A 12,803-nucleotide genomic window follows, 5' to 3' on the forward strand; every position below is an offset into this window, starting at 1 on the left:
TTCGATGCGGTTGTTTATTGCCGAAAAACCGAGTCTGGCGCGCGCGATTGCCGATGTGCTCCCTAAGCCACATCGCAAAGGTGATGGCTTTATTGAATGCGGAAATGGGCAAGTGGTGACCTGGTGTATCGGTCACCTGCTTGAACAGGCGCAGCCAGACGCCTACGACAGTCGCTATGCACGCTGGAGTCTGGTCGACTTGCCGATTGTACCGGAAAAGTGGCAACTGCAGCCGCGTCCCTCCGTCACCAAACAGCTCAACGTCATCAAGCGCTTTCTGCATGAGGCCAGTGAAGTCATTCACGCGGGAGACCCCGATCGTGAAGGACAGCTGCTGGTCGATGAAGTGCTGGATTACCTGCAACTGGCGCCGGAAAAGCGTCATCAGGTACAACGGTGTCTGATTAACGACCTTAACCCACAGGCGGTGGAGCGGGCAATTTCTCGTCTGCGCGCCAACAGCGAGTTCATCCCGCTGTGCGTTTCGGCGCTGGCGCGAGCGCGTGCCGACTGGCTGTACGGCATTAATATGACGCGCGCCTATACCATTCTTGGGCGTAACGCGGGTTATCAGGGCGTGCTGTCCGTGGGGCGTGTGCAGACGCCGGTGCTTGGTCTGGTGGTGCGCCGTGATGAAGAGATTGAAAACTTCGTCGCCAAAGATTTCTTTGAGGTCAAAGCGCATATCGTCACACCTGCCGACGAGCGGTTTACCGCAATCTGGCAGCCGAGCGAGGCGTGTGAACCTTATCAGGATGAAGAAGGGCGCTTACTGAACCGTACGCTGGCGGAGCATGTGGTGAAACGCATCAACGGTCAGCCAGCGATAGTCACCAGCTATAACGATAAACGGGAATCAGAATCCGCACCGTTGCCGTTCTCACTGTCGGTGTTGCAGATTGAAGCCGCTAAACGCTTCGGACTGAGCGCGCAAAACGTGCTCGATATCTGCCAGAAGCTGTATGAAACCCACAAATTGATTACCTATCCGCGTTCTGATAGCCGCTATCTGCCGGAAGAACATTTTGCCGGTCGCCATGCGGTGATGAATGCGATTAGCGTGCACGCTCCGGATTTATTTCCGCAGCCTGCGGTTAATCCAGATACGCGTAATCGCTGCTGGGACGATAAAAAGGTTGATGCGCACCACGCGATTATTCCCACTGCGCGCAGTTCATCCATCAATTTGAATGACAATGAAGCCAAGGTGTACAACCTGATTGCGCGTCAGTATCTGATGCAGTTCTGCCCGGACGCGGTATTCCGCAAGTGCGTCATTGAGCTGGATATTGCGAAAGGCAAATTTGTTGCTAAAGCCCGTTTCCTGGCGGAAGCCGGGTGGCGTACGCTGCTGGGTAACAAAGAGCGCGACGAAGAAAACGACGGCACACCGTTGCCGGTGGTGGCTCGTGATGACGAACTACTGTGTGAAAAGGGCGAAGTGGTGGAACGCCAGACCCAGCCGCCGCGCCATTTTACCGACGCGACGCTGTTATCGGCGATGACCGGGATCGCACGGTTTGTGCAGGATAAAGATCTGAAAAAGATTCTGCGCGCCACCGACGGACTGGGAACGGAGGCTACGCGCGCGGGGATTATCGAACTGCTGTTTAAGCGCGGGTTCCTGGTGAAAAAGGGCCGCTATATACACTCGACGGATCCCGGAAAGGCGCTGTTCCATTCGTTGCCAGAAATGGCAACGCGTCCGGATATGACCGCGCACTGGGAGTCGATCCTGACGCAAATCAGTGAAAAGCAGTGCCGCTATCAGGACTTTATGCAGCCGCTGGTGGACACGCTGTATCAGCTGATTGACCAGGCTAAACGTACGCCAGTACGCCGATTCCGCGGGATAACCGCGCCGGCTGGCGTGGAGAAGAAAAAGAGCGCGCCGCGAAAACGTCCGGCGAAAAAAAGCCCGCCTTCAGAGGAGGCAGGCCTGTAATGCGGTCATGACTGATGATTAAATCACACCCTGGCCCAGCATCGCGTCGGCAACTTTCACGAAGCCAGCAATGTTGGCGCCTTGCACGTAGTTGGTTTGTTTGCTTTCACCACCGTACTCGACGCAGGCGTGGTGAATATCCAGCATGATGTGGTGCAGGCGCGCATCCACTTTCTCCGCTTTCCAACCCAGACGCGCGGCGTTCTGCGCCATTTCCAGGCCTGATGTCGCCACACCACCGGCGTTGGCGGCTTTACCCGGCGCAAACAGTACGCCCGCTTCGAGGAACAGATCGGTGGCTTCGATGGTGGTCGGCATGTTTGCGCCTTCCGCCACGGCCTTGACGCCGTTGGCAATCAGCATCTGCGCAGCGTCCACATCCAGTTCGTTCTGCGTAGCGCACGGCAGGGCGATATCCACCGGCACTGACCACGGTTGCTTACCTTCCAGATAGGTCAGGCCAAACTCACGGGCGTAATCCGCCACGCGGCCATCGCGGCTGTCTTTAATGGCACACAGACGTGCCAGTTTCTCTTTCGTGAAGCCACTCTCGTCAACCACGGTACCGCTGGAGTCGGAAGCGGTCACCACACGGGCACCAAACTCCATGGCTTTCTCAATGGCGAATTGCGCCACGTTACCGGAGCCGGAAACGGCGACACGCATGCCTTCAAAGCCCAGACCATGGCGCTTAAGCATTGCTTCGGTGAAGTACACCAGGCCGTAGCCGGTCGCTTCCGGGCGGATCAGACTGCCGCCGAACGACAGACCTTTGCCAGTAAAGACGCAGGCGCTGTTGTTGGAGAGTTTTTTCATCATCCCGGCCATAAAGCCGACTTCACGACCGCCTACGCCGATATCACCCGCCGGAACGTCAGTGTCTGGCCCTAAATGGCGGAACAGTTCGGTCATCAGGGACTGGCAAAAACGCATCACTTCGCCTTCGCTTTTGCCTTTTGGATCGAAATCGCTCCCGCCTTTACCTCCGCCCATCGGCAGCGTGGTGAGGGCGTTTTTAAAAGTCTGCTCGAAGCCAAGGAATTTCAGGATCGACAGGTTTACCGACGGATGGAAACGCATGCCGCCTTTGTAAGGACCAATCGCCGAGCTAAACTGTACACGCCATGCGCGGTTAACCTGTACCTGATTACGATCGTCCAGCCAGACCACGCGGAACTGGATCACGCGCTCAGGTTCAACCAGACGTTCCAGCAATGACATTTGACGATAGCGCGGGTTTTGTTCGAGGAACGGCCACAGCGTCGTCATGACCTCACGAACGGCTTGCGCGAACTCGGTTTGATTCGGGTCGCGCTTTTGCACATGGTTGAGAAATGACGCCAAAGAACATGTCTGATCCATAGATATAAGAACCTCTTATGTATTGATATGGTTATATTTTTGATGTTTATGTTATGTGTTGTGCAGTTTTTGACTATAACATCAGCAGTGTGACGGGACGCAAGAAAAAATTAACCCCGCTAAGGAAATTAATATTGCGGCGTAGGTCATAACTAAAAACGATGCGGGAAGGGACTAAAGTTTCAGCCGGTTTATACCGTTATACTGAGCATAGAGGTCAGTTTAAAAGGAAAGAGTATGCGCCGTTTTATCATGGCAGGTGCGCTGGTTTTGCTCTCCAGCACGGCACTGGCAAATCAGCTTTATCGCCCGGATGTGCAGGTTAATGTGCCGCCAGAAGTGTTCAGTTCCAGCGGTCAGCGGGCGCAGCCCTGTAATCAGTGCTGCGTTTATCAGGATCAAAACTATTCGGAAGGCGCGGTGATCAAGGCTGATGGCGTGCTGTTGCAATGCCAGCGCGATGAGAAAACGATCGGCACTAATCCGCTGGTCTGGCGTCGCGTAAAAGAATAAACGCCTGTAAGAGCGGGATGTCGGCAGGCGCCAGCGGATACGTCAGCGCCTCTTCAGGTAGGCACCACACCAGTTGCTGATGCTCGTGCGCGTGCAGTTCGCCCTGATATTCCGGCACATGCCAGGCGTGCAGATGGATAATCCGGCCTGACACTTCGCGCTGATGGCTGGCAACGTACTGCCCAACGATCGCCTCAATGCCGAGCTCCTCGCGCAGTTCACGTATTAGCGCCTGTGGCTGGCTCTCGCCAGGCTCCACCTTACCGCCGGCAAACTCCCACATCCCCGGCTGATCCGCATGCGCCGGGCGCTGAGCGAGTAATATTTTGCCATCACGTTCAAGGATAGCGGCGACCACGTCGAGGGTTTTCATCATATTCATCAAGATCTAACAGCAGAAAGTGACATACTATCGCTATCTTTGTTTTATCTAAAGTATTCAGGAGTCACCGTTGAACGATCCTCAGGCGTGGGTAAAACCGTTGACGCGTATCCCTTCCAGTTTGAAACCGCTTGTCGCGACGCAGAAAAAACATTACGGCGACGTGCTGCATCCCACGCGCTGGTGGGGGCGTATGCCGTTTCTGTTTTGGCTGGTCGCGCTGTTTGTCGGATTTCTGGAGCGTAAACGGGCGCGATTAACCCCGGTGATGCGCGCGCTGTTGATGACGCGGGTGTCGCAGGTGTGTCATTGCGCGTTCTGCGTGGATGCCAACAGCTTACGGCTGGCCGAACGCAGCGGTGCGCTGGATAAAGTGTTACAGGTGGCGAACTGGCAATCGTCTGCACTGTTTAGCGCAGAAGAGCGCGTGGCGCTGGCCTATGCGGATGCGATGACTGCCACGCCGCCGCGCCTTGATGATGCGCTGAAGACGCAAATGCAGCAGCATTTTACCGATGACACGATTACCGAAATGACCGCGCTGATTGCCTTTCAAAATCTCTCGGCACGCTTTAACGCCGCGCTGGATATTCCTTCGCAGGGATTGTGCGACAGTTTCAAAGGACGGCCACATGCTTGACCGCCATCTTCATCCGCGGTTAAAACCGCTGCTACATCAGTGCGCTCGCATGATTGATAAGCCCGGTATTTCGCCGGACGGTCTGACGCTCTTCGGTTTCGCTATTGGCGTGCTGGCCTTGCCGTTTCTGGCATTAGGCTGGTATTCGGCGGCGCTGGTCGCCATTGTGCTTAATCGTCTGTTTGATGGGTTGGACGGCGCGCTGGCGCGGCGCAGGGGACTGACCGATGCCGGCGGATTCCTCGATATTTCACTCGATTTTCTGTTTTACGCGCTGGTGCCGTTTGGCTTTATTCTGGCGGCACCCGAGCAGAATGCGCTGGCGGGCAGCTGGCTATTGTTTGCGTTTATCGGCACCGGCAGTAGTTTCCTGGCCTTTGCCGCGCTGGCGGCGAAGCATCAGATTGATAACCCCGGTTATGCGCATAAATCGTTTTATTATTTAGGTGGGTTGACCGAAGGCACCGAGACGATATTGCTGTTCGTGCTGGGCTGTCTGTTCCCTGATTATTTTGCCGTGCTGGCGTGGGTATTTGGCGCGCTGTGCTGGCTGACAACGTTCACGCGGATCTGGAGCGGACACCTGACGCTGAAATCGATCCAGCGTCAGGAATAATCAGCGATTACTTGCTGGCGTCCGGGCCGCGCTCGCCGCTGGCTACCGGGTTCTTCGGATTGCTGCTCCACTCGAACCAGCCACCGTCGTACACCGAGACGTTTTTCCAGCCCATCGCACGGGCGTACATAAACGTCTCCGAGGCACGCCAGCCGGTACCGCAGTAGAAGGAAACCTGCTGATCTGGCAAGATGTTCCACTGTTTCCACATTGCGGCGATATCGTCTGCGCTGCGCATGGTGCCGTCCGGGTTATGGAAATCTTCCATATGCGTGGAGTCGCTGCCCGCATGACCCCAACGCGCCCCCGCAATTTCACCTTTTGGTTTAATGTAGCTGTAACCGCTGGTGGTGCCGACAAATTCCGGCCACGAACGAATGCTGACCAGCGACGCATCCTGACGATGCAGCAGGTCACGCGCCTGTTCCATATCCAGCATCAGCTGCGGCTGGGCAGGGATCGTCGCGCCAAAATCAGGCTCCGGTTTAACCGTCGGTGCCGTGCCGCGTTCGACCGGTAATCCTGCGTCGGACCACGTCTGCCAGCCGCCGTCGAGCAGGCGAACATCTTTCACGCCCGCGTACAGCATGATCTGTGCGACACGCGCCGCCGCATAGACATCACGGCCATACAAAATCACCGTCGTGTCATGACGAATACCGTGTTTAGCCAGCATCGCTTTGAGCTGCGCGTCGGAGACTTTGTTCCACAGCGGTTCGCTTTCGACTTCGTTGGTATCAATGTATCCGGCACCCGGAATATGACTGAGCAGATAGAGCTTCGGTGCCCCCCAGGCCGCTTCAATGACTTTCCAGTCACCGGCCGGTTTGGCGGTGACGGCTTTGCCTTGTTGCAGGTCGTGTAGCCACTGCGGATAGACCAGCTGTTCGAAGTGCGGTAGGCGCTGCAATCGCGCGGGATCCTGCAGTGCATCGCTGAGCGTGGAAAGCTGACTAAAGCCCACTTTCTGCAGACGCGCTTTAACGGCCTGCATGTCGCTTTCGCTGCCATACAGCGCTACCGGTGCATCGGTTTTTAACTGATGTTGCTTAACCCAGGCGGTGAGTTGCTCGTCGTTCATGTTGTCGAGCCAGGCGGCAGACAGGTTCAGGGCGGCAGGTTCATGGCCGGAAGGGCCATTAAGCGATTGCGGCCAGCCGTTATAAAACGCACTTTGACGGGTATCGATTGCCGCGCCTTGTTGCTGCTGTAACTGGTGGAGGGTGAGCGTCTGTGCTGTTTCAGCAGCCCAGGAAGAAGCGCAAGCGAGCCCTAAAGCCAGTGCCAGCGCGGTCATTTGAGAAACACGTTTCATCGAATAGCCCGACGTTGAAAAAAAGAAGACGACATTCTGTGCCGCCAGCCTGATAAAATCATTGCGTTAACGCAGCATATCTCCACATTCACGCCCAGTTTGCCATCTGCAAAACGCGGCCCGCGGGCGGAACGTCCTGCGCGTCATGGGTAACCTGCACCACGGGAATACCCAGCTTGCGCACTTCGGCAAAGACCCACTGGCGAAACGCGTCGCGCAGCGAGGTGTCCAGTCGGCTGAAGGGTTCATCCAGCAGCAGCGCCTGTGGTTGTGCCAACAGCGCGCGCAGCAGGGCGATACGCGATCGTTGCCCGCCGGAGAGTGATGCCGGATCGCGATGATAAAACCCCGCCAGTCCGGCACGCTCAAGGGCGCGCTCGACCTCATCGCGTCTGGCCGATCCTTTCAGACTTGCGGGGAGTGCCAGCAGCAAATTTTGCCCCACGCTGAAATGGTCGAACAGCAGGGCATCCTGGAACAAAATGCCAATCTGGCGCTGCGCCGTGGGCAATGAGTCGATGCGCCGGTCGTTAAGCCACAGCTCGCCACTCGCCTGAAACGTTGGAGAAAGTGCGCCAATCATCCACGAGAACAGCGATGATTTGCCGCTGCCGGAGGGACCCATAATAGTGACAATGTCACCTTTGTTGACCTCGAAATTGGCCTCGTTGAGCAGAACGCAAGGCCCCAGATGTAGCGAAACATTTTTCACAATTAGCATTAGCGGAGTCCTTGTCGACAGCGGCCAACCCATGCGGAGAGTAATGCTGACAGTGCGAAAACCAACAGCGGCAGCAGCAGTTGCCAGAGCGCCTGTGACGCAAGCTGTGCCGCGCTGCCGCCGCTGCTCAATGCAACGGCCTCGGTGGTTAGCGTGGGAAAGCGTCCGGCCCCTAACCACAGGGTCGGCATATACTGGGCGATACTGACGGAAAATCCCACCGCGAAAGCAATCAGCGCCGGACGCAGCAGCAGCGGACATTTCACCTGCCAGAAGATGCGCTCCCGCGACCAGCCCAGCGTCTGCGCAATCAACATTAACCGCGGATCAATTCGCTGCCACGCCGGTTTGAGGATAAACAGCATCCACGGTGTGACCCACAGCAAATGTCCCCAGACAACCGTCAACAATTGACCATCCAGCTGTGAGTGTAGCGCCAGCGTATATTGTCCGGTGACCAGCGGGAGTGCAGGCAGGATAATCGGCAGCCAGACCCAACGATGTCCGCGCTGTGGTCCCCATTCCAGCCATAGCAACAGCGTGATTAATGCCAGTGCGCTGGCAATCATTCCCACTTGCAGGCTGGTGAATAACGTCTGGCTATCGATGAATGAATACTGTGCAACCAGGGCCAGAACCAGCAGGCAGAGTACGCCGCTTACGGGCACCAGTTGCGCCAGTGAGCGCCCCAGTGGATAGGATGAAAAACGCTGACGCTTCCCGCTAATCCCCGGCAGGGTACGCCGCCAGCTGCGCCAGAGCAGATAACCAACCAGCGCATACACACACAGCAGCAGTACCAGCAGCAGGCTGGCGAGCGAGCCTTTTATCTGTTGGTCGGCATCGCCCTGAGTGAGCCATTGCCAGCTCAACACCGCAAGCGTTGGCGGATTGCCCGGACCCAGCACGATCGCCACATCCACCGCCGACAATGACCATGCAGTGGCCGCCAACATCACTTTTCCCAGTGCCGGTGCGATGGCGGGTAAGACCAACCAGTTGAGGCATTGCAGGCGGCTATATCCCAGCGAGTCCAGCACGGTCACCTGCCGGGCAAGCTGCTTTTCACTGAGCAGGGCCGAGAGTACCCATAACAAAAAAGCGCTCTCTTTGACGGCTAGCGTCAAGCCCAGACCGATCCCGTAGCGGTCAGCCTGTGGGGTAAGAAAAGGCAACACGCGGTACAGCAGACCGCCTTCGGCAAACAACAACAGGACGCTGGTGGCAAACGCGACGTGCGGAATCGCCAACAGCCACGGCAGCCGGGTGCACAGCCGCGCCCAGCCCGCGCCGGGCCACATGGCGAGGATCGCCAACAGGGCAATGACCAACGCACCGAGGGTCGCCAGCGTCACGGAAACCAGCGTCGCCATCAGCGCCTGCGGCAGCTGGGGATCGGCAAACAGCGCCAGCCAATAAGTGATGGAGAGCGCAGGTGTGAAAAGTGCGATGGCGGCAGGTACCAGCGGCAAATAAATCACCGCCATGACGCCCCATATCAGCAGGATTAATGCGTACCGTAACGGCGTAGCCATTCTTGTTCCAGTACGTTTACCCAGGCCGCATGGGGTTCAGGAAGCACGGTGGGTAATCCTTTAGGGATCCGTGCCTGCAGAGCTTCACGTTGTGCCGCAGGTAATTTTTGCGGGTCGAGAACCGAAGGGTCGCCCCAGTAGGCGGGATCGGCTTTACGCAGTTGCGCCTCCGGAGAGAGCAGGAAGTTGGCGACGACTTTCGCCCCTGCGCTGGCGCTGGCGTTAGCCGGGATCGTGACAAAATGCACGTTGCCAATCATGCCTTGCGTAAAACCAAAGCTGTAGCTGTTTTTGGGCAATTCACCGCTGACCACTTTTTGTTGTGCATGCGCGGGGTTAAAGGTCAGCGACAAGCGCAGTACGCCGTTGTTCAGCAGCGTATCCATTCGTGCGGGCGTAGGCGGGAAGTCTTTACCTTCACGCCATAAAAACGGATGCAGCGTGTCAAGATACTGCCACAGCGGAGCCGTAACATCAGCGAACGTCGCGGTATCGGGCGCCATTTTCAACGCTTGTGGTTGGGTAGTAAGCGCCATCAGCAACTGCTCAAGAAATGCAGTCCCGGTAAAATCCGGGGGGCGCGGGTAGGTCACCGTACCAGGATGCGCTTTGGCAAATGCCAGCAGCGCCTGCGGGGTTTGTGGTGGCTGTTCGGTCACATCACGGTTAGCGATAAAAGTAAGCTGCGCGCCTCCCCACGGTGACTCGGCTCCCTCTGTAGGGATGGAGAAGTCTTCGCTGACAGGCTGCAGGGTATCAACGTAGCGCCAGTTGGGTAGCGTCTGCGCCCACTGCGTTTGCAGCAGGTTTGCCTCTTTCAGCGTACGGAAGTTTTCACCGTTCACCCACAGTAAATCGACAGAGCCGCCGGTTTTACGCCCGGAAGCGGCCTCTGTTTGAATACGCTTAACCGCGTCGGCAGCATCGGCCAGACGCACGATTTTCAGGTTAATGGCGTAATGTGTTTTCATCTCGCCGCTTACCCAGTCGAGATATTGGTTCACTGCGTTATCGCCTCCCCAGGCGTTGAACCACACCGTCTGGCCACGGGCGTCGTTTTTGATCTGCTGCCAGCTGTGATCTTGCGCGAAGGTCGCCAGCGGTGAAAACAGCAAACTCAGGCACAATAAGCAATAACGCATACACTCTCCAGTTGTTAAGGGGGGCCTCAGACGTGTTTTCTGTGCCGTTCAAGATAAATGCTTCTCGCCACGGAGATAACCACAGTCAGCGCAAATAATACAAATAGCCCGGTCACGAACCAGAATGCTCCTCCGGTTAACAGGCTGCCGGCCCAGGAATAGACGAGTGTCGCGGGTAGCTGACCGACGCCGGTGGCGAGGAAAAAATGACGAAAGCGGATCGATGTCAGACCGGCGGCGTAACTGACCGGATCAAAGGGAACGAAAGGTAACAGGCGACAGACCAGAATAGTGTGTTTGCCGTAGCGTGCAAAAAAGGCGTCCATGCTATTCAACACCGTTTTTCCGGTCAGCTTTTCCACCGTGCTACGACCAAAAACACGGGCGATGAAAAAGCATAGCGCCGCGCCAGCCATTGCGCTGGTCCAGGAGAGTACGCCTCCCCAGAATGCGCCGAACAATGACGCATTGGCAAAGGTGATCACAAACGCCGGAAGCGGGGCGATAATGGCTTGTAAGATCATTAAGCAAAACGATACCACCGCAGCCTGAGCACCGTATGACCGAATGAGATTTTCAATGGCGTGCTGGTCAACCGTGGCGAATGCCGCCAGGCTGTGACTGACAAAATCACTGACGCCGGGCACCCATACCCAGGCGATCGGCGCCAGCAATAACAGGAGAATCAGCCCGGTCCGGCAATAGCGTATGACGTGCGTTTTGTTCAGCTTCATGATTTATCGGCTAACTCACGTTGGACAGAGGGATCAATACGCTTCACGCGGGCCCAGGCTTTGGCTGCCTGTACCAGGGTAAATATAATAATGCCAGCAATACTGAGTTTAACCATAAACGCCAGGGTGATACCGTCGCTGACGAGTTCATGCGACATGAGCGTATAGATGAACAGGCCGGGGAAGGTGGTGAGCGCAGAAATGACGGTGAATGACCAGAATGGGATGGCGGTCAGCCCATAGGCATAATTTTGAATATTGTACGGGAATAACGGCACCAGGCGGGTGAGGATCAGAAAATCGCTACCGCTTTGGGCAATGCCTTTTTCTATCGCCTGGAAGGTGGCCGTATGCCCGACATATTTCAGCAGCAGGTCGCGACCCAGCCAGCGGGCAAGTAAGAACGACAGCGCCGAGGCCACGGTGGCTGCAAACAGCGATACAAGCGTCCCCACCAGCGGGCCAAACAGGATACCGCCGACGATCACCAGCATGCTGCCGGGTATCAGACACAGCGCAGCGACGATAAACAGCAGAATGTACAGCACGTAGCCGTATATGCCGCTCTGGCGGATGAGATCTTGTAAAAGGTGGAAATGGGTTATCAGGCCACTCAGGCCAGAATAATGGAGAACGCCCACCAGGACACAGAGGAGTAGCGCAACGATCAGCAGTCTGTATTCTGCTTTATGCGAACTTCTTTTTCATGGGGGTCTCCTGTAATACCGAGGGTAATAACGCGTTTCGCCAGCGAAAGTGCGCGCGAAGATATAATAAATCCCCGTTGGCAACAATGTATTACCGTGGTTTTTTTGATTTTGCTCAGGCTACACCGGCTCTCCAGGCAAGGCCCGGAGAGTGGCAACGCTCAGGCGATCAGACGCGGAATTTGGCCCATACCGGCGCATGGTCGGACGGTTTTTCCATACTGCGGATCTCATAGTCGATGCCGGTTTCTTCGCAGCGCTCCGCCAGCGGGTTGCTCGCCAGCAGCAGATCGATACGCAGACCACGGTTATCGTCAAAGCCTTTTGAACGGTAATCAAACCACGAGTACTGGTCGGCGGTGTCCGGATGTGCGTGACGGAACGTGTCCACCAGACCCCATCCCATCAGTCGTTCCATCCACTCACGCTCTTCCGGCAGGAAGGAGCACTTGCCGGTACGCAGCCAGCGTTTGCGATTCTCTTCACCAATGCCGATGTCCAGATCGGTTGGGCTGATATTCATATCTCCCATGATCAGCACCGGATTGTCGCGCTTCAGTTCAGTCTCCAGATAGTTTTGCAGGTTCTGATAAAACGCGGCTTTGGCCGGGAACTTCAGCGGGTGGTCACGGCTTTCGCCTTGCGGAAAATAGCCGTTAATCACGGTGATATTCCCCAGTGGAGACGGGATTTCGGCCATGATAATACGGCGCTGAGCTTCTTCGTCATCGTTCGGGAAGCCACGACGCACCGAAATGGGCGTTTCTTTCGTCAGCAGCGCGACGCCGTAATGGCCTTTTTGACCGTGATAGAAAACGTTGTAACCCAGCTTTGCGACCTCTTCGAGAGGGAACATGTCATCGTGGACTTTTGTCTCCTGCAAGCCGATCACATCCGGTTGGTGTTTTTCGACAATGGCTGCCAGTTGATGAGGACGGGCACGCAGGCCGTTGATATTAAAAGAGACAAATTTCATAGTCGCTGCCACTTTGCAAGATGAATAGTGCAAGGATGGTAGCAGAATTTCCGCAGGCTGACTGCTTCTTGTCACCTGATTCCAACAATGATTGCTAATGGTGTTAACGATGGGGCAAAAACTGCACTGTTTTGGCGCGATACGCGTCAGAATGGGGCAATAATTTCCGAAAAATTTCGTATACGATCACAATTCCAGAATTATATTTGGCGACT

General features: G+C 56.1%; 13 protein-coding genes. 4 read left to right on the forward strand and 9 right to left on the reverse strand.

The genetic code is table 11. The features are described from left to right. The first annotated feature begins 4 nt into the window (after positions 1 to 4). Positions 5 to 1,945, forward strand: a complete 1,941-nt coding sequence (locus tag FCH32_RS13785; RefSeq protein WP_174361046.1) for a DNA topoisomerase III — start codon at positions 5 to 7, stop codon at positions 1,943 to 1,945. A gap of 18 nt (positions 1,946 to 1,963) precedes the next feature. On the opposite strand, the gene gdhA is transcribed toward FCH32_RS13785, so the two are convergent. After that, positions 1,964 to 3,307 carry an NADP-specific glutamate dehydrogenase gene (gene gdhA / locus FCH32_RS13790; RefSeq protein ID WP_096757292.1) on the reverse strand — a complete coding sequence of 448 codons (1,344 nt, stop codon included), beginning with the start codon at positions 3,305 to 3,307 and terminating at the stop codon, positions 1,964 to 1,966. A 237-nt stretch (positions 3,308 to 3,544) separates the two neighbouring features. Between gdhA and FCH32_RS13795 the strand changes: the two genes are divergently transcribed. Beyond that, positions 3,545 to 3,820, forward strand: coding sequence for a YnjH family protein (locus FCH32_RS13795; RefSeq protein ID WP_115258689.1), 276 nt, complete (start codon positions 3,545 to 3,547; stop codon positions 3,818 to 3,820). Here FCH32_RS13795 and FCH32_RS13800 read toward each other — a convergent pair. Further along, positions 3,786 to 4,193 (reverse strand): pyrimidine (deoxy)nucleoside triphosphate diphosphatase, encoded by a 408-nt coding sequence (locus tag FCH32_RS13800; protein WP_174361101.1) that lies wholly within the window; start codon positions 4,191 to 4,193, stop codon positions 3,786 to 3,788. The two genes, FCH32_RS13795 and FCH32_RS13800, sit on opposite strands and share 35 nt — an antisense overlap. 79 nt (positions 4,194 to 4,272) lie before the next feature. Here FCH32_RS13800 and FCH32_RS13805 point away from each other — a divergent pair, with 79 nt between their 5' ends. Together FCH32_RS13805 and FCH32_RS13810 are read left to right on the forward strand one after the other, a co-directional pair. Continuing rightward, entirely contained in the window at positions 4,273 to 4,842 is a 570-nt protein-coding gene (locus FCH32_RS13805) for a carboxymuconolactone decarboxylase family protein (RefSeq protein ID WP_117342976.1), read from the forward strand. Continuing rightward, a complete protein-coding gene (locus tag FCH32_RS13810) occupies positions 4,835 to 5,458 on the forward strand; it encodes a CDP-alcohol phosphatidyltransferase family protein (RefSeq protein ID WP_174361047.1) in 624 nt (207 codons plus the stop codon). Before FCH32_RS13805 ends, FCH32_RS13810 begins: the two co-directional genes overlap by 8 nt. A gap of 7 nt (positions 5,459 to 5,465) precedes the next feature. Here the strand turns inward: FCH32_RS13810 and FCH32_RS13815 are convergent, their stop codons facing one another. From FCH32_RS13815 to xthA, 7 genes are all read right to left on the reverse strand, one after another. Beyond that, positions 5,466 to 6,773 carry a sulfurtransferase gene (locus FCH32_RS13815; RefSeq protein WP_153880413.1) on the reverse strand — a complete coding sequence of 436 codons (1,308 nt, stop codon included), beginning with the start codon at positions 6,771 to 6,773 and terminating at the stop codon, positions 5,466 to 5,468. Between the two features lie 88 nt (positions 6,774 to 6,861). Then, on the reverse strand, positions 6,862 to 7,494 hold the full coding sequence (locus FCH32_RS13820) for an ATP-binding cassette domain-containing protein (RefSeq protein WP_153880412.1): 633 nt from the start codon (positions 7,492 to 7,494) through the stop codon (positions 6,862 to 6,864). Then, the gene (locus FCH32_RS13825; protein WP_174361048.1) at positions 7,494 to 9,029 is read right to left on the reverse strand and encodes an ABC transporter permease family protein; all 1,536 of its coding nucleotides are present in this window, start codon (positions 9,027 to 9,029) and stop codon (positions 7,494 to 7,496) included. Before FCH32_RS13825 ends, FCH32_RS13820 begins: the two co-directional genes overlap by 1 nt. Then, positions 9,002 to 10,171 carry an ABC transporter substrate-binding protein gene (locus FCH32_RS13830; protein WP_115258683.1) on the reverse strand — a complete coding sequence of 390 codons (1,170 nt, stop codon included), beginning with the start codon at positions 10,169 to 10,171 and terminating at the stop codon, positions 9,002 to 9,004. Before FCH32_RS13830 ends, FCH32_RS13825 begins: the two co-directional genes overlap by 28 nt. Before the next feature lie 26 nt (positions 10,172 to 10,197). Further along, on the reverse strand, positions 10,198 to 10,905 hold the full coding sequence (locus FCH32_RS13835; protein WP_115258682.1) for a TVP38/TMEM64 family protein: 708 nt from the start codon (positions 10,903 to 10,905) through the stop codon (positions 10,198 to 10,200). After that, positions 10,902 to 11,546, reverse strand: coding sequence for a TVP38/TMEM64 family protein (locus tag FCH32_RS13840; protein WP_338075307.1), 645 nt, complete (start codon positions 11,544 to 11,546; stop codon positions 10,902 to 10,904). Before FCH32_RS13840 ends, FCH32_RS13835 begins: the two co-directional genes overlap by 4 nt. 235 nt (positions 11,547 to 11,781) lie before the next feature. Beyond that, on the reverse strand, positions 11,782 to 12,588 hold the full coding sequence (gene xthA, locus FCH32_RS13845) for an exodeoxyribonuclease III (protein WP_115258681.1): 807 nt from the start codon (positions 12,586 to 12,588) through the stop codon (positions 11,782 to 11,784). Positions 12,589 to 12,803: the final 215 nt, after the last annotated feature.

Source organism: Citrobacter gillenii, from assembly GCF_013337685.1.
Lineage (GTDB): Bacteria > Pseudomonadota > Gammaproteobacteria > Enterobacterales > Enterobacteriaceae > Citrobacter > Citrobacter gillenii.